At 53.0% G+C, this 20059-nt stretch carries 19 protein-coding genes and 1 pseudogene; 7 read left to right on the plus strand and 13 right to left on the minus strand.

The window, feature by feature from the left end:
- Positions 1-13: 13 nt before the first annotated feature.
- The 5 genes from ubiA to malK form a co-directional block, all read right to left on the minus strand.
- Positions 14-886 carry a 4-hydroxybenzoate octaprenyltransferase gene (gene ubiA, locus ACLJPQ_RS17460; RefSeq protein WP_000455247.1) on the minus strand — a complete coding sequence of 291 codons (873 nt, stop codon included), beginning with the start codon at positions 884-886 and terminating at the stop codon, positions 14-16.
- Positions 887-899: 13 nt separating this feature from the next.
- Positions 900-1397, minus strand: coding sequence for a chorismate lyase (ubiC, locus tag ACLJPQ_RS17465; protein ID WP_000019219.1), 498 nt, complete (start codon positions 1395-1397; stop codon positions 900-902).
- A gap of 180 nt (positions 1398-1577) precedes the next feature.
- Entirely contained in the window at positions 1578-2495 is a 918-nt protein-coding gene (malM, locus tag ACLJPQ_RS17470) for a maltose operon protein MalM (protein WP_000782497.1), read from the minus strand.
- A gap of 163 nt (positions 2496-2658) precedes the next feature.
- A complete protein-coding gene (locus tag ACLJPQ_RS17475; protein ID WP_000973642.1) occupies positions 2659-4017 on the minus strand; it encodes a maltoporin in 1359 nt (452 codons plus the stop codon).
- Between the two features lie 88 nt (positions 4018-4105).
- Positions 4106-5215, minus strand: coding sequence for a maltose/maltodextrin ABC transporter ATP-binding protein MalK (malK, locus tag ACLJPQ_RS17480; protein WP_000179176.1), 1110 nt, complete (start codon positions 5213-5215; stop codon positions 4106-4108).
- A 361-nt stretch (positions 5216-5576) separates the two neighbouring features.
- On the opposite strand from malK, the gene malE reads away from it, so the two are divergent.
- Positions 5577-6767 carry a maltose/maltodextrin ABC transporter substrate-binding protein MalE gene (malE, locus tag ACLJPQ_RS17485; RefSeq protein ID WP_000695415.1) on the plus strand — a complete coding sequence of 397 codons (1191 nt, stop codon included), beginning with the start codon at positions 5577-5579 and terminating at the stop codon, positions 6765-6767.
- On the opposite strand, the pseudogene ACLJPQ_RS17490 reads toward malE, so the two are convergent.
- A pseudogene (locus tag ACLJPQ_RS17490) lies at positions 6716-6856 on the minus strand (hypothetical protein); the annotation flags it as partial. The gene malE and the pseudogene ACLJPQ_RS17490 overlap by 52 nt on opposite strands.
- 42 nt (positions 6857-6898) lie before the next feature.
- On the opposite strand from ACLJPQ_RS17490, the gene malF reads away from it, so the two are divergent.
- Both malF and malG read left to right on the plus strand, forming a co-directional pair.
- The gene (gene malF, locus ACLJPQ_RS17495) at positions 6899-8443 is read left to right on the plus strand and encodes a maltose ABC transporter permease MalF (RefSeq protein WP_021001019.1); all 1545 of its coding nucleotides are present in this window, start codon (positions 6899-6901) and stop codon (positions 8441-8443) included.
- Positions 8444-8457: 14 nt separating this feature from the next.
- The gene (malG, locus tag ACLJPQ_RS17500) at positions 8458-9348 is read left to right on the plus strand and encodes a maltose ABC transporter permease MalG (protein WP_001252081.1); all 891 of its coding nucleotides are present in this window, start codon (positions 8458-8460) and stop codon (positions 9346-9348) included.
- A 165-nt stretch (positions 9349-9513) separates the two neighbouring features.
- Here malG and psiE read toward each other — a convergent pair whose 3' ends face one another.
- The 6 genes from psiE to pgi all read right to left on the minus strand — a co-directional run bounded on the left by psiE (position 9514) and on the right by pgi (position 15934).
- Positions 9514-9924 carry a phosphate-starvation-inducible protein PsiE gene (gene psiE / locus ACLJPQ_RS17505; protein WP_000982752.1) on the minus strand — a complete coding sequence of 137 codons (411 nt, stop codon included), beginning with the start codon at positions 9922-9924 and terminating at the stop codon, positions 9514-9516.
- 142 nt (positions 9925-10066) lie between these two features.
- Positions 10067-12163, minus strand: a complete 2097-nt coding sequence (locus ACLJPQ_RS17510; protein WP_000750805.1) for a YjbH domain-containing protein — start codon at positions 12161-12163, stop codon at positions 10067-10069.
- Entirely contained in the window at positions 12163-12900 is a 738-nt protein-coding gene (locus tag ACLJPQ_RS17515; RefSeq protein WP_000977974.1) for a capsule biosynthesis GfcC family protein, read from the minus strand. The genes ACLJPQ_RS17510 and ACLJPQ_RS17515 overlap by 1 nt, the downstream gene beginning before the upstream one ends.
- Positions 12897-13535 (minus strand): YjbF family lipoprotein, encoded by a 639-nt coding sequence (locus ACLJPQ_RS17520; RefSeq protein WP_001749154.1) that lies wholly within the window; start codon positions 13533-13535, stop codon positions 12897-12899. Before ACLJPQ_RS17520 ends, ACLJPQ_RS17515 begins: the two co-directional genes overlap by 4 nt.
- Positions 13536-13598: 63 nt before the next feature.
- Positions 13599-13841, minus strand: coding sequence for an exopolysaccharide production protein YjbE (gene yjbE / locus ACLJPQ_RS17525; RefSeq protein ID WP_001541297.1), 243 nt, complete (start codon positions 13839-13841; stop codon positions 13599-13601).
- Between the two features lie 443 nt (positions 13842-14284).
- Positions 14285-15934 carry a glucose-6-phosphate isomerase gene (gene pgi / locus ACLJPQ_RS17530; protein WP_000790037.1) on the minus strand — a complete coding sequence of 550 codons (1650 nt, stop codon included), beginning with the start codon at positions 15932-15934 and terminating at the stop codon, positions 14285-14287.
- Positions 15935-16278: 344 nt separating this feature from the next.
- Between pgi and lysC the strand changes: the two genes are divergently transcribed.
- Positions 16279-17628, plus strand: coding sequence for a lysine-sensitive aspartokinase 3 (gene lysC / locus ACLJPQ_RS17535; protein WP_000136394.1), 1350 nt, complete (start codon positions 16279-16281; stop codon positions 17626-17628).
- 130 nt (positions 17629-17758) lie between these two features.
- Here the strand turns inward: lysC and ACLJPQ_RS17540 are convergent, their stop codons facing one another.
- Entirely contained in the window at positions 17759-18106 is a 348-nt protein-coding gene (locus ACLJPQ_RS17540; protein ID WP_000615248.1) for a Mor transcription activator family protein, read from the minus strand.
- Between the two features lie 575 nt (positions 18107-18681).
- Between ACLJPQ_RS17540 and ACLJPQ_RS17545 the strand changes: the two genes are divergently transcribed.
- From ACLJPQ_RS17545 to ACLJPQ_RS17555, 3 genes are read left to right on the plus strand one after another with little or no spacing between them, the layout of a single operon-like run.
- On the plus strand, positions 18682-18969 hold the full coding sequence (locus tag ACLJPQ_RS17545) for a putative holin (protein WP_001226439.1): 288 nt from the start codon (positions 18682-18684) through the stop codon (positions 18967-18969).
- Between the two features lie 2 nt (positions 18970-18971).
- On the plus strand, positions 18972-19577 hold the full coding sequence (locus tag ACLJPQ_RS17550) for a lytic transglycosylase domain-containing protein (protein WP_080184858.1): 606 nt from the start codon (positions 18972-18974) through the stop codon (positions 19575-19577).
- A gap of 12 nt (positions 19578-19589) precedes the next feature.
- Entirely contained in the window at positions 19590-19904 is a 315-nt protein-coding gene (locus ACLJPQ_RS17555; protein ID WP_000777266.1) for a membrane protein, read from the plus strand.
- The last annotated feature ends 155 nt before the right edge of the window (positions 19905-20059 follow it).

Here is a 20059-nt window from a genome sequence, read left to right on the forward strand (position 1 = left end):
GCCCGGCATGACATCAGAAGTGCCAGTAACTCATCGCCAGCCCTAAAAATAGCACCAGGCCAACGTAGTTATTGTTCATAAAGGCTTTAAAGCAGGCTTCACGTTCACGGTTCGCAATCAGTTTTTGCTGGTAGACAAACAGCGCGCCCGCCACCAGCACAGCCCAGTAATATCCCCATCCCAGACCATTCAACCAGCCGATCAGCGCCATTAACGCCATGACGCCAAACTGCAGAATCCCGATAATCAATGTGTCATAACGACCAAACAGGATCGCCGTCGATTTAATGCCTATCTTGATATCATCATCTCTGTCGACCATCGCATATTGCGTATCGTAAGCCACCGCCCAGAGAATATTGGCGAGGAACATCAGCCAGCAGCTCAACGGCAGGGATTCGCTCACCGCGGCGAACGCCATGGGGATTGACCAGCCGAAAGCGGCCCCCAGCACGACCTGCGGCAGGTGGGTGTAGCGTTTCATAAAGGGATAAACCCAGGCCAACGCCAACGCCGCCACGGAAAGCAGAATCGTCATGGCGTTCAGCGTCAGCACCAACAGAAACGCCAGCAGCACCAGCACCACAAACAGGTTGCGCGCTTCTTTCTCTGTCACGGCGCCGCTGGGTAAAGGCCGGTTGACCGTACGTTTTACATGTCCGTCAAATTTACGATCGGCATAATCATTCACCACGCAGCCCGCCGCGCGCATTAACCACACGCCAGCGACAAAAACCGCCAAAATCCACAGCTGAGGCATACCCGGCGTCGCCACCCATAGCGCCCAAAGCGTCGGCCAGAGCAGCAGCAACGCGCCAATAGGCTTATCTGTACGCATCAAACGGTGAAACGCCAGCAGCTTACTCTGCGTCAGACTCCACTCCATCTTTATCTTCCTCTCAGTACAGCGGCGATGCAGGTAAAAAAAGCTCGGTAAGCAACAGCGGTTTTCCGCTCAACCGCAGTCGAGAGCGGCGCCCCCACAGCGTTGCATCGCGTCCAATTTCAATAAAATCGCGGGTCAGTGTCGATGATGTAAATAGATAACGTCCAAGCGGGGTTTTACCCAGATGTTGTAAGACCTGTTCAGGTCCGCACAGCGTGGATTCCGGTACCACGGTACGTCCGGCAAGCCAGGGCTCGCCGTCAGCGCAAAGCAGTATCTCACGTAACCAGTAGCGGGATTCGGATGGCAGTAAACCTGATGCTTCCTCGACCTCACTTTGGCCGACAAACGCTTCCCGAATCAGCGTCACGCTTACCCGCTTTCCCTGCTGCTCAAAACGTTTAGTCATAGAATCTTCCAGCAACAGCCAGTCCAGCAAATGGGGTTCAAGCGCAGGAATCGCATCAAAATAGCGCAGCGCACGCAGTTGCGTTAACGCAGGGTGTGACATGCCTTACTCTCCGATTCATAACCTAAAGTCATTGTATCTCAGAAAAGACATTACGGGGGGCGTAATCACAATTAAGTGATCTGTTGCGCAACAAAAAAATAACAATTCGCATGAAATGATAAAAAAAGGTGCGCCAGGAGACGCACCAGTTGCTGCAAAATCAGCACTGTGGGGAAACAATTACCCCTTGCCTTTTACACTGCTGATAAAGGTGGAACGGGCAGATGTCGATCCCAGACGTTCGGCCTCATCAAGCAGTTTCAGCGCTTTATCGACGTCGCCTTTCGCTACGGCATCCTTAATCGCTTTATTAAAGTAGCTTTCCGTATCGTTCAACATCGGTTCGCTTTTCTTCGGCGCGACTGGCGCTGGCGCAGCGACCGGCGCGGCGGTATTGCCTACCGTTACCGGCCCGGTACCGGACGAGCCAAACAACGGCCCGACCAATACGCTGGAGCTGCTGTTGGTTTTCACCTTCAGTTTCACCACACCGTCAGTGGTATGGCGAGCAACTGGATCGGGAATATCCGGGATAGAGTTACCGACGCCTTTGGCATAGGCTTTTGCCGGATCGAGCAGCGTAGTGGTTTGCTGAAGATCTTTTTCGGTCGTAAACACCAGAACATAGAGTTTCTGCTGCCCCAACGCAGGCGTCAGGCGCATCACGCCTTCCAGCCGGTCTGCGCTCATGACGCCCGGCTGCTGATAAGTAAAGTAACTGCTGGGGAAGAACGCCGAAGGCGTCATATTTTGGTCAAGAATCAACACGTTTGGCGCAAAAACGCTGGCTTGCTTATTGACCTCGCTGGTCAGAGTTAATGTCAGCTCGCCGATATTCGCCGGAACGCTATAAGCGGCGACCGGGCCGGTAATGCCGGCGACGTCAAGGCGCTGGCCGCCAGTCGCCAGTTGGGTAGACTGCGTTTTTGACTGATCTACAGGCGTCCAGGTTAATTGCTGTAGCGCAGCAGCAGGAATAGCGGGCGCGGCGCTGGTATTTTGCGGTACATAGTTCACTTCCGCCAGGCTGATACCCGGCACGCTGGCGAACAGCCCTGCGGTTAAACAGAGGGCGACGAGACTTTTCTTCATTTTCATTATTCTCACCTCAATAAGGCGGGTTCAGCGGTAGCCAGGCAATAGCGCGCCAACCCAAACATATCGCCGAATGGCGGCTGGCGCCTTATTCGGCTTACAAGCATCATCAGACCTGATGTTTCAGAGGGGCTTGCGCCCCTCGTTACGTCAGATGACCATCGTATTACCACCAGATTTCCATCTGGGCGCCGAAGGTCCACTCATCGCTATCGCCACGGCTGTTGGTGGAAATGCCGGAGTTAGTCGCTGCGGCATAACGGGAAATGTTATCGCCGTCTTTGATATAGCCCCATTTCTCATCCCATTTCGCGTAGGTGGCAAAAATACGGATAGCCGGACGCGACCAGATGCTGTCGCCCGCCTGCCACTGTTGCGCCAGGGTGATTTTATATTGATTGTTACGATCGCCGGTCTGCTGAGATTTCACGTTGTCGTAGCCGACTTCCAGCAGGGTGCTCATGATTGGCGTCCACTTGTACATTGGACGTACGCCCACGGTCCACCACTCAGTACCCAGGTTATTATCCCAATCGATATTCTGGTACATACCGACGTACATCAAATCCCATTTATCACCAAGCGAGATGGCGCCATGATCCAAAATACGCCACATATCGCCATTATTGTTGATGACCTTATTGGCATAATTAATTTTGGTTCCATCAGGCAATTCTTCAGTGAAAGATGAAGAACCGTCGGAACCGCGCGCCTGGCCTTTACCCTGCGTGGTCATGGCATCGGTGGCATATTGCACGACAAACTTGTTATAGCCTTTCAACATGCTTTGCGTGTGTTCGGCGGTGAACATCCAGCCGTCTTTCGATGCCCCATCCGCCAGCTTATAACCATCGGTCGTATTGGCGCGGCCGTAATCAACGCCCAGCTCCAGTACGCCGTCCGGGTTCGTTTGCAGACCAGCCAGACGTACGTCAAAGACGTCGTTAGCGGTATCTTTTACTTCATCATAAATATTCTGGCTGCTGAAGGTGTAAGAGCCGCCCGCTTCAGTAGACCGGGTCGCCGCCAGCGAAAGCTTACCGAAGCCCAGATCGATATTTTCGATACCTGCGCCAGGACCTGAAATATCCCAGTAGTAGAAGTCGATCATGTGTACGTCATGACGCTGATAGAAGCGCTTACCGGCCCAGATGGTAGAGCCCGGCAGCCATTCAATCAGGTTTTTACCCTGCACGTTCGCTTCGCGGAAGGCGGGATCGGTCGATTCCCAGTCGTTCTGCTGGTTAACCGAATAGGCGACGTTGGTGTCGAAATAGAAGCTCTTATCGCCCTCTTTCCACACTTCCTGGCCCAGTTTCAGTTCCGCATAGGTTTCACATTCGTTACCGAGACGGTATTTACTTTGGGCACCTGTTGCCTGGAAACATTGTTGTTCGCCGCCGCTTCCCGTCCAGCCAATACCAGAACGGGCGTAACCGTGGAAATCGACAGCCATTGCCTGAGCGGACATGACGCCCGCTGCGACAGCAACCGCCAGTGGGAGTTTGCGCAGAGTAATCATCATTCTATCTCCTGAGATCATTGCTTTTCTTTAAACGCTGCCACCTTCTAAAACTGCGAATGGTTTTGCGTTTCGTTTTTTTATGGAGGCCTTAAACACCCGGCTCTTGATGCAGACGACGACATGCGCTGCCATCCTCGCGGAACAGATGACAGCGCTCTGGCGGCAGGCCGATAGCGAATGTGGCGCCCTCTTCTACCAACACCACGTCATTCTGGCGATAAACCAGGTTTTGACGGATGGCGGGGATCTGGATATGAATTTGTGTTTCGTGCCCTAACTGCTCGACCACCTGGACTTCGCCTTCCAGGGTGACATCGGCGATATCGCTCGGCAGCAGGTGTTCCGGCCGAATGCCTAAAGACATATTGGCGCCGACCTGCACGCCGCGACTTTCGACCGGCAGCCAGATTTGCTGGCGATTCGGCAGTTCGACCTGGACTTGTTCAATCGCGGTGGCGGTCACTTTCACCGGCAGGAAGTTCATCTTCGGCGAGCCGATAAAGCCCGCGACAAAGCGGTCCGCCGGATAGTGGTACAGCTCCAGCGGCTTACCGACCTGCGCGACGCGACCGGCGTCCAGCACCACGATTTTGTCGGCCAGCGTCATCGCCTCGACCTGATCGTGGGTGACGTAAATCATCGTGCGGCCCAGACGTTTATGCAGGCGAGAAATTTCAATGCGCATCTGCACGCGCAGCGCGGCATCCAGGTTAGAGAGCGGTTCATCCAACAAAAACACACGCGGCTCCGCCACCAGCGTGCGGCCAATCGCTACGCGCTGACGCTGACCGCCGGAAAGCGCTTTTGGCTTACGTTCCAGCAGATGCGCCAGTTGCAGCACTTCCGCCACCTGGTTGACGCGTTGATTCATTACCTCTTTTTTGGCGCCCGCCAGCTTGAGGCCGAAAGACATGTTTTCTGCAACGGAGAGATGGGGATAGAGCGCATAAGACTGGAATACCATGCCCACGCCGCGCTCGGCAGGCGGAATATCATTCATACGGGTTTCCCCGATAAACAGGTCGCCACTGGTGATGGTTTCAAGCCCGGCGATCATACGCAGCAAGGTCGATTTACCACAGCCTGACGGTCCGACAAACACCACGAACTCCCCGTCATGGATATCGAGGTTAATATCTTTCGATACCACCACGTCACCCCAGGCTTTCGTTACATTTCGTAGCTGTACGCTCGCCATGCCTTTCTCCCTTCGTTACAACCTGTCATTGACAGCAACATTCATGATGGCCTGACTATGCGCGATCCCTGACTGGGGTAAATCCTCCACCCCCCGGCTTTTTTATGGGGGAGGAGGCGGGAGGATGAGGACACAGCGCCTGAGACCACGGGTGCGGGCAGAAAAGGAATTTCGTGATGCCGCCCGCAAAAATCGGCGTGTTTTTATGTGCGCCAGCACGCATTACTCACATTTATGTAACACAGATCACATAAAGCCGGGGTGGGGCGTAGGGGCGGGGAGGATGGAAAGAGGTTGTCGTATAAAGAAACTAGAGACCGTTAAACCACCTCTGTGTACATCACCAAAAAGGATGGGAGATATGAAGATTAAAACTGGCGTAGGCATCCTCGCATTATCCGCACTTACGACGATGATGATTTCCGCCCCGGCTCTCGCCAAAATTGAAGAAGGTAAACTGGTTATCTGGATCAACGGCGACAAGGGCTATAACGGTCTGGCCGAGGTCGGTAAAAAATTTGAGCAAGACACCGGCATTAAAGTGACCGTTGAGCACCCGGATAAGCTGGAAGAGAAATTCCCGCAGGTGGCAGCCACCGGCGACGGTCCTGACATTATCTTCTGGGCGCACGACCGTTTTGGCGGCTACGCGCAGTCTGGTCTGCTGGCGGAGGTCACTCCGGATAAAGCGTTTCAGGACAAACTCTATCCGTTCACCTGGGATGCGGTACGCTATAACGGCAAGCTGATCGCCTACCCCATCGCCGTTGAAGCCCTCTCCCTGATTTATAACAAAGACCTCGTCCCGAACCCGCCGAAAACCTGGGAAGAGATCCCGGCGCTGGATAAAGAGCTAAAAGCGAAAGGGAAGTCGGCGATAATGTTCAACCTGCAAGAGCCGTATTTCACCTGGCCTTTGATCGCCGCTGACGGCGGTTACGCGTTCAAATTTGAAAACGGCAAGTATGACGTGAAAGACGTTGGCGTCGACAACGCCGGCGCGAAAGCGGGCCTGACTTTCCTGATCGATATGATCAAGAACAAAAATATGAGCGCCGATACCGATTACTCCATCGCCGAAGCAGCCTTCAATAAAGGCGAAACGGCAATGACCATCAACGGCCCGTGGGCATGGTCGAACATCGACAAGAGCAAAGTCAACTACGGTGTCACCCTGCTGCCGACCTTCAAAGGCAAACCCTCGAAACCGTTCGTCGGCGTGCTGAGCGCGGGGATTAACGCTGCCAGCCCGAATAAAGAGCTGGCGAAAGAGTTCCTCGAAAACTACCTGCTGACCGATCAGGGTCTGGAAGCGGTGAACAAAGATAAACCGCTGGGCGCCGTGGCGCTGAAATCTTTCCAGGAGCAGTTAGCGAAAGACCCCCGTATCGCCGCCACCATGGATAACGCCCAGAAAGGCGAGATCATGCCGAATATTCCGCAGATGTCCGCCTTCTGGTATGCGGTACGTACGGCTGTGATCAACGCCGCCAGCGGCCGTCAAACCGTGGATGCCGCGCTGAAAGATGCACAAAGCCGTATCACTAAGTAATGCCGCGAGCCTGTGCCGGATGGCGGCATAAATGCCTTATCCGGCCTACAACACACCGTAGGCCTGATAAGCGCAGCGCCATCAGGCACATCTCCGGCCAGGAAGTTTCAACGCTGTAGAGGAAAACCCCCATGGATGTCATTAAAAAGAAACACTGGTGGCAAAGCGACCCGCTTAAATGGTCAGTAATTGGTCTGCTGGGCCTGCTGGTGGGTTACCTTGTAGTTTTAATGTACGTACAAGGGGAGTATCTGTTCGCCATCATGACGCTGATTTTAAGCTCTGCTGGCCTGTATATTTTCGCAAATCGTAAAACCTACGCCTGGCGCTACGTTTACCCTGGCCTCGCCGGCATGGGGCTGTTTGTGCTATTCCCGCTGGTGTGCACCATCGCCATCGCCTTTACTAACTACAGCAGCACCAACCAGCTCACCTTTGAACGCGCCCAGCAAGTGCTGATGGACCGTTCTTATCAGGCGGGAAAAACCTATAACTTCGGTCTTTACCCGGCCGGCGACGAGTGGCAACTGGCCCTCACCGACGGAGAAACGGGCAAACATTACCTGTCTGACGCATTTTCCTTCGGCGGCGAACAAAAATTACAGCTGAAAGAGACCGATGCCCTACCGGGCGGCGAACGCGCCAATCTGCGGATAATCACCCAGAACCGTCTGGCGCTGAACCAGATAACCGCCGTCCTGCCGGATGAAAGTAAAGTGATTATGAGCTCGCTGCGTCAGTTTTCCGGTACCCGTCCGCTGTACACACTGGCTGATGACGGCCTGCTGACCAATAACCAGAGCGGCGTAAAATACCGGCCAAACAACGATAGCGGTTATTATCAGTCGATCAACGCCGACGGAAGCTGGGGTGATGAAAAACTCAGTCCTGGTTATACCGTTACTATCGGCGCGAAAAACTTTACGCGCGTCTTTACCGACGAAGGGATCCAGAAGCCCTTTTTCGCTATCTTCGTCTGGACCGTGGTCTTTTCGGTCCTCACTGTGGTGTTAACCGTGGCGGTTGGGATGGTATTGGCCTGCCTCGTACAGTGGGAAGCGCTGAAAGGTAAAGCTATCTACCGCGTCCTGCTGATTCTGCCCTACGCCGTACCGTCGTTTATTTCAATTTTGATTTTCAAAGGGTTATTCAACCAAAGCTTTGGCGAAATCAATATGATGCTGAGCGCGCTGTTTGGCATTAAACCTGCCTGGTTCAGCGACCCCAACACCGCGCGGGCAATGGTGATTATCGTGAATACCTGGCTGGGCTATCCCTACATGATGATCCTGTGCATGGGACTGCTGAAAGCGATTCCGGATGACCTGTACGAAGCCTCCGCAATGGACGGCGCCGGTCCGTTTCAGAATTTCTTTAAGATCACCTTACCGCTGCTGATTAAGCCGCTAACGCCGCTGATGATCGCCAGCTTCGCCTTTAACTTTAATAACTTCGTGCTGATTCAACTGTTGACCAACGGCGGGCCAGACCGTCTCGGCACCACCACGCCTGCCGGTTATACCGATCTGCTCGTCAGCTACACCTACCGTATCGCCTTTGAAGGCGGCGGCGGTCAGGACTTCGGTCTGGCGGCGGCCATTGCCACGCTGATCTTCCTGCTGGTAGGCGCGCTGGCAATAGTGAACCTGAAAGCCACGCGTATGAAGTTTGATTAAGGGAGATAATAACAATGGCTATGGTCCAACCCAAATCTCAGAAACTGCGTCTCTTCATCACGCACCTGGGGCTGCTGATTTTCATCGCGGCGATCATGTTCCCGCTGCTGATGGTCATCGCTATCTCGCTACGTGAAGGGAACTTCGCCACCGGAAGCCTGATCCCGGATAAAATCTCCTGGGAACACTGGCGGCTGGCGCTGGGTTTCAGCGTGGAACATGCGGATGGTCGGGTAACGCCGCCGCCCTTCCCGGTACTGCTGTGGCTGTGGAACTCGGTGAAAATAGCCGGTATTACCGCCATCGGCATCGTGGCGCTCTCCACCACCTGCGCCTACGCTTTTGCACGAATGCGTTTTCCAGGTAAAGCAACACTGCTTAAAGGGATGCTGATTTTCCAGATGTTTCCGGCGGTTTTGTCTCTGGTGGCGCTGTATGCGTTATTTGACCGCCTGGGACAATACATTCCATTTATCGGTCTGAATACGCATGGCGGCGTGATCTTCGCCTATCTCGGCGGCATTGCGCTGCATGTCTGGACGATTAAAGGCTACTTCGAAACTATCGACAGCTCGCTGGAAGAGGCCGCCGCGCTGGATGGCGCAACCCCGTGGCAGGCATTTCGCCTGGTGCTGCTGCCGCTTTCCGTACCGATTCTGGCGGTGGTGTTTATTCTGTCGTTCATCGCGGCGATTACCGAAGTTCCGGTCGCCTCGTTGTTACTGCGCGATGTGGACAGCTATACGCTGGCCGTGGGTATGCAGCAATATCTCAACCCGCAAAACTATTTGTGGGGCGACTTTGCCGCCGCCGCCGTCCTTTCCGCTATTCCTATCACCCTGGTGTTCCTGTTGGCGCAACGTTGGCTGGTCAACGGCCTGACGGCAGGGGGTGTGAAAGGTTAAGTTTTATCGAAGTACCTGCCCGGCAACGGGCAATGCCACTGCCCTCAACTTATGTTATCCCCACTTATGGTCGTATTTTGGCGCTCTTCGGAGCGCTTTTTTTATGCGTTATAGACAGCGGCTGATTTATTGCCACGCCATACGTCCGTTACGGTGTGGCGACGCCTATTCTCGCCGTAGTCGGTTCGAATTACATAACCACAACGTGATAACCAACAGGAGGATCGCCGCCGAATAGAGTAATACATCCATTGGCGTTTTATGATCGACAATGATCAGGCGCACAATCGCCGTGATCCCAATGTACACGAAATAGCGCAGCGGAAAGTGAAGGCCAGACTTAAAGTACTTCACAATCAGCGCAATAAATTCGAAATAAAGAAAGTAGATCACCAGCCCTTCCACCAGTTCATATTTGCTGGCTTGCTCAGGCACGAATAATGCGTCCGCCAGATGCACCGTCTCTTTACCGAGAAAAACGACCAGGATCAGACCGAGGGTAAGCAGCCCCAAATTTAGTACGTTTTGTAAAATCGTGGCGATAAACTCAAGACGTGAGCGCGATAATGGCATCATAACAGCCCCCTCTTTCTCTACGGCGAGGTTTCTGTATAACGCACAAATGTGACGGGCATCTATATTTTTTATTTATGTTTATATTTTGTTCAATAAGATAATTTGCCGGATAGCGCCGTGAACGCCTGATCCGGCCTGAGTATTAACGGAAATTTACGCTCCTGTCACTGGTCATATCATACAGGCCAAACTTACGGCCAAGCTGTTGACCACCGTCACGCGTCAGCGGCGTCCAGCCAATTGCCGCACGACTTCGGGTTGGGCCGGACGAGAAGAGATCCAGCGGCACGGAAACATATACGCCTTTGGTAAAATCCCCTTCTCCATATTCATCCGGCGACGCATCGGTAATCGTCGCGTAACCGCCGACAACGACGCCGCTATCGAAGCGTTTGGCGATCTCCAGCGTACCGCCTTTATCGCCCGCCAGATACTGACCAACGCTGGCTTTCACCAGCACATCCTGGGCGAACGACGGCGTCCAGTATGCGGTCAAATGTCCGGTCTTCACGCTGTAATCGGTAAACTTCATCATATCCTGCGCGCTACGCCAGTCACGCTGTTTCACGTAGTTGGCATCCAGACCAAACGCCCAATTGCTGTCTACCGGGCGATACAGGACTTCCGCCCCGGCACCACCAAACATGGTCTCCAGATAACCGCCATAGACCTGCCCATAGAAACCATTGCCAAAATACTGGAAGTAGTTGGCCTGTAGGTTATTCACATAAACATCGTTCTGCACATACTCACGGACATGCGTACGCACCCGCGGCAGATGCGAATCCTTCGGCGGATTGGTGTAGTTAAATTTGTCGTAGTTGTTGGCGATATTGGCAAACACGCTGCCCGTGGTGAGCAGATGATCCGTGACCCACAGATCCGCAGTTCCCATTACGCCCAACTGATACATATAGAAGTTTTCCGGGCCGCCTACCGACTGATTCAGCACGGGATCAAGATGAAAATCAACGCGCGACTTGTCGATATACCAACCCTGTTCAGTACTCTCTGGCACGATCGGCTCCACGCGTTTTTGCGCCAGCGGGGTTTCATGTCCCAGCGGTTCGCCTTCCAGATGGCGTTTCAGGCTGGCGACATCGGTTTCAGTGGTGACCTGCGGCAGATTAAGGCGGTTTTCCGTCACGCGGATCGTGCGGATCCCCTCCGGCAGATCGTTCATGACGATCCGGTTAGCGCGCACGATCCCTTCACGGGAGTCGCGGTACTTCACCTGTTCACCGGTAACGTACAGCGTATCGCCTTTGACCTGGATTTTCGGGTCCGCCAGACCGGCATTATATTTCAATAACGTTAATTGATTAGCCACTACCGAATGTTGCAGGATGGCATCCTGCGGCTGTGGTCGGTATTGCGGGCGTGAATTGTCATGATACGCGGGACGTAAATCGTTGAAATTGGTGCGCAGCGTGACGCCAAACATAAAGGTGTTGCCGCGCTCGTAGCTGAGGTTAACGTCGGCCCAATCGGTGACGCGGTAAATGGCGCCGACGTTAAACTTGCTCTTCTGTTCCAGTTTCCCCGCAAAATCCTGCTGATAGTTATTGCCTTCATACTCCAGCTTCAGGCGTAGCGGTTGCCACGGGGTCTGGTATTCCACGCCGCCAAACAGCGAGGCCGGGCCGTGAAACATATCGCTACCGTCGACGGAACCTGCCTCTTTATAGCTGTTATCACGCGAACAGAATTTATCACTATACGAACAGAAAGGATTAGACACATTGCCGCTGGTGCCAAGATAGCCCCAGCCGAGACCTAATGAAAAATCAAATGGCCCCCAGGCCTTACTCGCTACAATATATTCCGCATCAAACAGCCCCGTCCCGCCGATATCGCGCGCGCCAACCGCCACCTGCGGCATCCAGTAACTCTCTTCCCACAACCGCAGTTTCACATCAAACGCTTTATCTTTGTAAGTCTGGTCACCGGAGAATGATTCCACGCTGCTGTACTTTTTCGTACGGACATCGGTATAGCGCAACGTGGTTTCCAGCCACGGGAAAAGCTGAACCGAAGCCGAGTAGTAGCGGTACTGATCGTTATCGCGATAGTTCAGGCTCATCTCCCCTTCACGCGCCATACGCGCTGTCGGCGTTTGCAGCAGGCCCACGCCGCCAAAGTCAGATTGTGAAGGCCCAACAGGGGCTGGATATGTTTCGGCATGGCAGGCCGCGCTAATACCCAGCGCCAGCACGCTGAGCAGATGTGTTTTTTTCATTATTCCGGTATCCGCTGCGTCAGGGTATGAAGAATGTCGGCATTTATCGCCTCCGGCGTGCCGCGCCAAAGGGAATCGGCAAAACCGACAAAAATAATGCTGCCGGGCATCGGCTCGATATGACGTTTATTCCAGTAAGCCACCGGCGCTTTTTGGCTGCGTCCATCAGGGTAAACCACCCAGGCATAGCTACGATCCGCGCCGCTGAGTAAGCGCTGACCCTCGAGATAACTGGCGACGTCCCGCCCAGGGACGAACGGCTGGCTGCCCGGCTGGCTAATCAAGCCAAAGAGCGTCACCTGTGTGGGTTGCGGCCCGACCCAGAGCGTGTAGTGACCTTGCAGCGGCGGGTTACCTCGTTCGCTCACCCGCACCACGTCAGGATCAAGATTCACGAATTGTCTGCCCGTCACCTTCACCGCCTGAATCTGTCGGCGTAGTGTGTTTATTGCCGCCGCCGCATCACCATCTTCCTCAGCGCTGAGCGCCGCCAGTCGCCCGAGAAGTTCCTGCTGCTGTTGACGCGCCGTCACGGTCGCCTGTTCTTCGCCTATCACCGCCGCAGGCCACCAGCTCGTTGCCAGGCGCGGCTGTCCGACTAAATCGAGCAGACGCTCAGCGTCTGTCAGCGTTTTAGGCTCGCTATTACCTTGGGTAAAAACGGTAACAGTGCCGCTGGCAAAGGCGGATGACGCGACAAAGGCCAGCGCCAGCGCGCTTATCGTCCTTTTCATCATGATTTTGCCGCCTTAATCAGCGTGGTTTTCACCGGAAAGTAATTCGCGCCCAGATACTGTTCCGTCTGGCGAATTTGGCCTTCACTATCAACCCAGTAGCGATTACGCCAACGCGTTTGATCGGTCGTCACTTCTTCATCTAACACCCGCACGGCGGTCTCTTCACTGCCGACGCTAACGCTATCGGTCCCTCGCCATGTAAAAACGGAACGGGCGGTGGCGTAACGCACCTGGCGATGTTCGGTCCAGCCCAGGGTGCGAGTCCAGGTCGCGCCATCGATAATCTGTCCTGGTTTCGCCAGCGGGTCGGTCGCCAGATTATTCACATCGATCAGGTTGTCGCCGCTGAGCAGAGTTTTGACCAGACGGCCATGCTGCGTCACGATCGTCGCGCCATCCTGCGTCACCCATTTCTGCTGCCCGTTTTCCGAGAAAGCGAGCACCACAAACAGTTGAGGACCGCCGTTAAGCTGCATGTACTGGCTGGCATACGGCATGTTTTGAATATCGTCATCCGTTAGCTGTACGCCTGGCGTACCGAACAAACTGTCCCACAGTGAATCGCCCAGGCCTTTAGTGGTGGCCGAACACGCCTGTAATAGCAGGCAAATCAGGATAAGTGCGAGTCGCTTCACGACGCTTCTCCAGAGGGGCAAAATAACCACACCGGAGTGTGGTTATGGTTAAACGTACCGATACTACTGGGTACTGGTGGTCGTGGTGGTCGTGGTTCCGGTATTAGAACCATCGCCGCCGCCGGTTGCCGCTAACGCGACGCCCACCGCCGAACTTACGGTGCTAACGCTGGTAGCGGAGGAGCTTCCCGCCGATACCGACGTCGCTGCCGACCCTGCCGCTTCACCCACCTGAACGGGGGCTGCCGAGACAGATGTCGCCGCAAGCGCGGTTATGGCAAAAATGCCATACAGTACTTTTTTCATCATAATTTCCCTTCATTGAATGAATGGAGATTTACCCAAAAGAATTTCGGGCGCTACCGAGTATACACAACCAAAGCAGGCGGATTATGTCCGGGAGAAATAACAGCGAGGTTTTAGGATAATTAAACTTTAAAGAAACAACACATCCTCTATTTAATTAATAATTAAATTAAATCAATAAGTTATAATTACATAAAAACACAAACACATCCGTATAATCTGAAAATAACGCAGAGTGATTTTCTGGTTATTGCTTATTTTAGGATTAAGCTCAATATAAAATTGTGGGGATAAAGACGGACAAGCGGAATTATCTTATAAAAAAAGCCGATGTGAATATCGGCCTTTTTATTATCTTATTCTCTTTTTGCCGGATGGCGGCGAAACGCCTTATCCGGCCTACAGACGCTATGCATTACGTAGACCGGATAAGCGCAGCGCCATCAGGCGCGCCAGGCTTTATAACGGTTAATCAGACCGTTAGTAGAGCTATCATGGGACGAAATAGCTTTATCATCGCCCAACTCCGGCAGAATACGGTTAGCCAACTGTTTACCCAACTCAACGCCCCACTGGTCGAAAGTAAAGATGTTCAGGATGACGCCCTGCGTAAAGATTTTATGCTCATACAACGCAATCAGTGCACCCAGGCTGAACGGCGTAATTTCGCGCAGCAGGATAGAGTTGGTCGGGCGGTTGCCTTCAAACACTTTGAATGGCACAACGTGTTCAAGCTGCGCCGGATCTTTACCCTGATCGCGATATTCCTGCTCAACCACCTCGCGGGATTTACCAAACGCCAGCGCTTCGGTCTGCGCGAAGAAGTTAGACAGCAGCTTCTGATGATGATCGGATAGCGGGTTATGGGTGATAGCCGGGGCGATAAAATCACACGGCACCATTTTAGTACCCTGATGAATCAATTGATAAAACGCGTGCTGACCGTTGGTGCCTGGCTCGCCCCAGATAATTGGGCCTGTCTGGTAATCCACGGCGTTGCCGTTACGGTCAACGTATTTACCGTTGGATTCCATGTTACCCTGCTGGAAGTAGGCGGCGAAACGGTGCATATACTGGTCGTACGGCAGAATGGCTTCGGTTTCCGCGCCGAAGAAATTGTTGTACCAGATGCCAATCAACGCCAGCAGAATGGGTAGGTTTTTCTCCGCCGGAGTGGTGGAGAAATGCTTGTCCATCGCGTGCGCGCCGGAAAGCAGCTCGACAAAGTTGTCGAAACCGACGGACAGAATAATGGACAGCCCGATGGCAGACCACAGCGAGTAACGACCGCCGACCCAGTCCCAGAACTCGAACATATTGGCCGTGTCGATACCAAATTCGCCGACCGCTTTGGCGTTGGTGGAGAGCGCAGCAAAGTGTTTCGCCACGTGTTTTTCATCGCCTGCAGTTTTCAGGAACCAGTCGCGCGCGCTGTGGGCGTTGGTCATGGTTTCCTGGGTGGTGAAAGTTTTCGACGCGACCAGGAACAGCGTGGTTTCAGGGTTCACTTTCTTCAGCACTTCAGCGATGTGCGTGCCATCGACGTTAGAGACGAAGTGCATAGTCAGATGATTTTTATACGGACGCAGCGCTTCGGTCACCATGAACGGGCCGAGGTCGGAACCGCCGATACCGATGTTCACCACGTCGGTGATGGCCTTACCGGTGTAGCCTTTCCACTGACCGGAGATAATCGCTTGCGAGAAAGTTTTCATTTTCTCAAGCACGGCGTTCACTTCCGGCATCACATCTTTGCCGTCCACAATGATCGGCGTATTGCTACGGTTACGCAGCGCCACGTGCAGCACGGCGCGGTCTTCGGTGCGGTTGATCTTCTCGCCGGAGAACATGGATTTAATCGCGCCGGCCAGATCGGTCTCTTTCGCCAGATCCTGTAATTTTGCCAGCGTCTCTTCGGTGATGCGGTTTTTGGAGAAATCCACCAGCATCAGATCGTCAAACGTCGCGGAAAATTTAGCGAAACGGTCGCTATCGTTCGCGAAAAGCTCAGCGATCGTAACGTCTTTCATTTCATCGTAGTGTTTCTGGAGCGCCTGCCAGGCAGAAGTCTGCGTTGGATTGATGTTTTTCATTAGCAATACTCTTCTGATTTGAGAATTGTGACTGGGATCGATTGTAACGCCAGTCACAGAAAAGTGTGATTGTTTTAGTGCCGTTGCCCCAGGCACTGTCGAATGAGGATAAAAAGTATATACCCTAAATAATTCGAGGTGCAGAAAGGCGGCAAATGGGTATCGGGGTTATAAGCGCTGTTACTGAGCCTAAACTCAGCATAAAAAATCCGCATAATCCCAACGTTGACAGTCCAGGCCACAACTTTTATTTATAAATACGTTACTTGCATTTGCGCCTGCACCGGTTTCTGTTCTGCCCTTGTGCCATGGTCGCGTTTTTCATTTCCTGACACGAGGTTGATATGACAGAGATCGTTGTTTCCAAATTTGGCGGTACCAGCGTCGCCGATTTTGACGCCATGAACCGTAGCGCGGATATCGTACTTTCCGACGCCAATGTTCGTTTAGTCGTGCTTTCCGCGTCTGCCGGCATCACTAATCTGCTGGTGGCGCTGGCCGAAGGGATGGAGCCTGGCGAACGTTTCGCTACGCTCGACGCCATCCGTAAAATCCAGTTCGATATCCTTGATCGTCTGCGTCATCCGAATGTCATTCGCGAAGAGATTGAACGCCTGCTGGAAAACATCACTATTCTGGCGGAGGCGGCATCGCTGGCGACATCGGCAGCCCTGACCGATGAACTGGTCAGCCACGGCGAGCTGATGTCTACCCTGCTATTTGTTGAGATCCTGCGTGAACGCGACGTACAGGCCCACTGGTTCGACGTGCGCAAAGTGATGCGTACCAGCGATCGCTTTGGTCGTGCGGAACCGGACGTCGCAGCGCTTGCGGAACTGGCCGCGCAGCAGTTGCTCCCGCGCCTGAGCGAAACGTTGGTCATTACTCAGGGTTTTATCGGCAGTGAAAGCAAAGGCCGCACCACGACATTAGGCCGCGGCGGCAGCGACTATACGGCAGCGTTGCTGGCTGAAGCGCTCCATGCCGCGCGGGTTGATATCTGGACAGATGTGCCCGGTATTTACACCACCGACCCGCGCGTGGTGCCCGTCGCGCAGCGAATTGATGAAATCGACTTTGAAGAAGCGGCGGAGATGGCAACCTTCGGCGCAAAAGTACTGCATCCAGCCACCTTACTCCCGGCCGTGCGTAGCGATATCCCGGTCTTCGTTGGCTCCAGTAAAGATCCGCAAGCGGGCGGTACGCTGGTGTGCAATAAAACCCAAAACCCGCCGCTGTTCCGCGCGCTGGCGCTGCGCCGCAATCAAACGCTATTGACGCTGCACAGCCTGAATATGCTGCACTCACGAGGTTTCCTGGCAGAGGTGTTCGGCATTCTGGCGCGGCATAATATTTCGGTAGATCTGATTACCACTTCGGAGGTGAGCGTCGCGCTGACGCTGGATACTACCGGCTCCACCTCCACGGGCGATACGTTACTGACCCAATCCTTATTGATGGAGCTTTCCGCACTGTGTCGGGTCGAAGTTGAAGAAGGACTGGCGCTGGTCGCGCTGATTGGCAACAACCTGTCAAAAGCCTGCGGTGTTGGTAAAGAAGTGTTTGGCGTCCTGGAACCGTTCAACATTCGCATGATTTGTTACGGCGCCTCCAGCCACAATCTGTGCTTCCTCGTGCCGGGAGACGATGCCGAGAAAGTGGTGCAAAAGCTACATCAGAACTTATTTGAATAATCGCCCTGACACGGCAGCGGGTGAGCGCTATCAGGCAATACGCTGCCGGATGGCGACGCAAGCGCCTTATCCGGCCTGTCGCAGCTCCCGGCGTATAGCGCTTGTCGCTATACGCCATACCCGATATCGCTTACAGCATACGCCGCTGGTGCTGTTTTTCCGTGTGGACCCGCTTAACGATTTTATAGATCCACTGCAGTGTCAAATTGTACTTTTTGGCCAGCTCCGCATAATTACGCCCATCGCACTCGCTGTAAATCTGATAATCCCGTTCCGAAGCCCGACCAGAGATACCTTTGGGAAAATAAATGCTTTGCCCGCCCCAGTTGCGCATCATTCTGTCAGCAATTGCCTGACCGGCATTTTCGGCTGACGCGCTATCAATATTCATGCTTTCAATAAGTACCTGCGACGCATGAAACGCCAGATCGTTAATAATCTCCGGAAGCCGAACCATTTCTTTTGATTTCTGAATCATATTTTATCTCCATATCCAGCACCATGCTCCCCGTGACGGCACCAAAAAGGGAAGCGTAAAAAACGGTGCAATAACTACCTATCAATATATTCAAAATATATATAAATATTTACTATCAACGGCATTTAATTATAAATTAAAAGAATGTATATATTGCTTTCAATTTATAATATGTATTTATTTTATAGGTGAAGTAAGCCTTCACTGATGTCATCATTTTACACAATGCTGTATGTATATACAGTTAATTTTTGCATTTTTTTCTGCGTTCGATCAAAAAGATCGCTTTCCTCACGATCGCGTGAATTTTTAAACTGACTTTAAAAATCAATAAGATAATTTTAATCAAAGATTATTATGACGCAGCAATACCGCCATCGTAGCCTGCCGCAGACACATACTGACTCTCCGCAGGCAGCCTCTACCCCCTGCCCCGAAAGCTTTATTTATTCGTTTATTTGTTGGCATTTGACGCCATGCGCTAAACATTTTTTAAAGTTATTTATTAAAGCCCTTTTCGTTCTTCCGCTATGGGGAAAAGCGATACTTTTCTCTCAATTATCAGGAGATAGAGTATGCGAAAAATTATTGTTCCCCGACTTTCCGGCTGGCTGATTGCCTCTGTCGTACTGTTTGCGCTTATCGGCTGGACATCATCAGCGCAAATTCCGGTCGTCATCTATAAACTCAGCCTGGTTTCGTTATCAGCGGTGCTGGGTTACTGGCTCGACCGTAGTCTTTTCCCCTGGGCGCGTCCCGACTCCTTTTGCCCCTGGGAAGAATCGCTGTGCTGCGCCGCGGCGATGATTCGTCGCGCGATCATCGTTGCGGCAATTTGCCTTGCCGTCGCGCTGGGGCTGTAACGATGCGTTATCAATACGTATGCCTGGTCTGCGCTATGTCTTTCTTGTCTGCCGACGCTGCCGAACCGCCGCGCGCTTCTCTGCAATGGCGCAACGAAGTGATTCGTACCGCGCGCGAAATCTGGGGGCTTAACGCCCCCGTTGCTGATTTTGCCGGGCAACTACATCAGGAATCCGGCTGGGCGCCTGACGCGCTTTCTCCGGCTGGCGCGCAGGGTATGGCGCAATTTATGCCTGCAACGGCAAAATGGGTAAGCCAGTTGTACCCAGCGCTTCGCGAGAACAAGCCGTTTAATCCCGCCTGGGCGATACGCGCGCTGGTACAGTATGACCGCCAGTTGTGGAAAAGCGTGTTAGCAAAAAATAACTGCCAGCGGATGGCGTTTACTCTGAGCGCCTATAACGGCGGGCAAGGCTGGGTTAACAGAGATAAAAAGCTGGCCGCCGCAAAGGGGTTAGATGCGTCCATCTGGTTTGAACATGTAGAACGCGTTAACGCCGGGCGCAGTGCCGCAAACTGGCGCGAGAATCGTCACTATTCCAAAGCGATTTTATATCAACACGCTTCCCGTTATTTGCAATGGGGGCAGGCCAGTTGCATTCATTAATCAGAGGGAGTAATGAAACTCAGTATCGATTTTTGGGAAGTCATCTCCCTCTTACTTTCGTTTGTTGGATTAATGTTTGCCGCCGGTAAATTGCTGCTGGCGCAAATTGAAAAACGGCTGAATGAACGTTTTGAAGCACTGGAAGCTGCCCGGCGCGAATCAGAAGCGGGCTGGTCCAGGCTGGAGAGAGAATTTCTGGAATTTCGCGCCGATTTACCGCTGCATTATGTCCGCCGCGAGGATTATCTTCGCGGCCAGGCCGTTCTGGAAGCAAAACTGGATGCGCTATATAGCAAAATAGAACTGATTCAACGAGGTAACCATTAAACAAATCCCCGTCGTTTATACGCCGGGGGTTTTTTATTTGTTTTAACTTTTTTCTCTAAAGGAGATTAAAAGACGCCTGATGCCTGATACATCAAAATATGTCTGAACGATAACGAAGAGAGAATATTATCTCTCCCGGTAAATCAAGGAAAACC

The sequence above is a fragment of the Salmonella sp. SAL04213 genome, from assembly GCF_046550535.1.
GTDB classification, from domain to species: domain Bacteria; phylum Pseudomonadota; class Gammaproteobacteria; order Enterobacterales; family Enterobacteriaceae; genus Salmonella; species Salmonella enterica.

Excerpts from the sequence above, each read along its gene's own strand:
- malM (WP_000782497.1), bottom strand. The coding sequence starts at position 2,495 with ATGAAAATGAAGAAAAGTCTCGTCGCCCTCTGTTTAACCGCAGGGCTG.
- ACLJPQ_RS17545 (WP_001226439.1), top strand. The coding sequence starts at position 18,682 with ATGCGAAAAATTATTGTTCCCCGACTTTCCGGCTGGCTGATTGCCTCT.
- lysC (WP_000136394.1), top strand. The coding sequence starts at position 16,279 with ATGACAGAGATCGTTGTTTCCAAATTTGGCGGTACCAGCGTCGCCGAT.
- pgi (WP_000790037.1), bottom strand. The coding sequence starts at position 15,934 with ATGAAAAACATCAATCCAACGCAGACTTCTGCCTGGCAGGCGCTCCAG.
- malF (WP_021001019.1), top strand. The coding sequence starts at position 6,899 with ATGGATGTCATTAAAAAGAAACACTGGTGGCAAAGCGACCCGCTTAAA.
- ubiA (WP_000455247.1), bottom strand. The coding sequence starts at position 886 with ATGGAGTGGAGTCTGACGCAGAGTAAGCTGCTGGCGTTTCACCGTTTG.
- malE (WP_000695415.1), top strand. The coding sequence starts at position 5,577 with ATGAAGATTAAAACTGGCGTAGGCATCCTCGCATTATCCGCACTTACG.
- ubiC (WP_000019219.1), bottom strand. The coding sequence starts at position 1,397 with ATGTCACACCCTGCGTTAACGCAACTGCGTGCGCTGCGCTATTTTGAT.
- ACLJPQ_RS17515 (WP_000977974.1), bottom strand. The coding sequence starts at position 12,900 with ATGATGAAAAGGACGATAAGCGCGCTGGCGCTGGCCTTTGTCGCGTCA.
- ACLJPQ_RS17475 (WP_000973642.1), bottom strand. The coding sequence starts at position 4,017 with ATGATGATTACTCTGCGCAAACTCCCACTGGCGGTTGCTGTCGCAGCG.
- ACLJPQ_RS17555 (WP_000777266.1), top strand. The coding sequence starts at position 19,590 with ATGAAACTCAGTATCGATTTTTGGGAAGTCATCTCCCTCTTACTTTCG.
- ACLJPQ_RS17510 (WP_000750805.1), bottom strand. The coding sequence starts at position 12,163 with ATGAAAAAAACACATCTGCTCAGCGTGCTGGCGCTGGGTATTAGCGCG.
- ACLJPQ_RS17550 (WP_080184858.1), top strand. The coding sequence starts at position 18,972 with ATGCGTTATCAATACGTATGCCTGGTCTGCGCTATGTCTTTCTTGTCT.
- malK (WP_000179176.1), bottom strand. The coding sequence starts at position 5,215 with ATGGCGAGCGTACAGCTACGAAATGTAACGAAAGCCTGGGGTGACGTG.
- malG (WP_001252081.1), top strand. The coding sequence starts at position 8,458 with ATGGCTATGGTCCAACCCAAATCTCAGAAACTGCGTCTCTTCATCACG.
- psiE (WP_000982752.1), bottom strand. The coding sequence starts at position 9,924 with ATGATGCCATTATCGCGCTCACGTCTTGAGTTTATCGCCACGATTTTA.
- ACLJPQ_RS17540 (WP_000615248.1), bottom strand. The coding sequence starts at position 18,106 with ATGATTCAGAAATCAAAAGAAATGGTTCGGCTTCCGGAGATTATTAAC.
- yjbE (WP_001541297.1), bottom strand. The coding sequence starts at position 13,841 with ATGAAAAAAGTACTGTATGGCATTTTTGCCATAACCGCGCTTGCGGCG.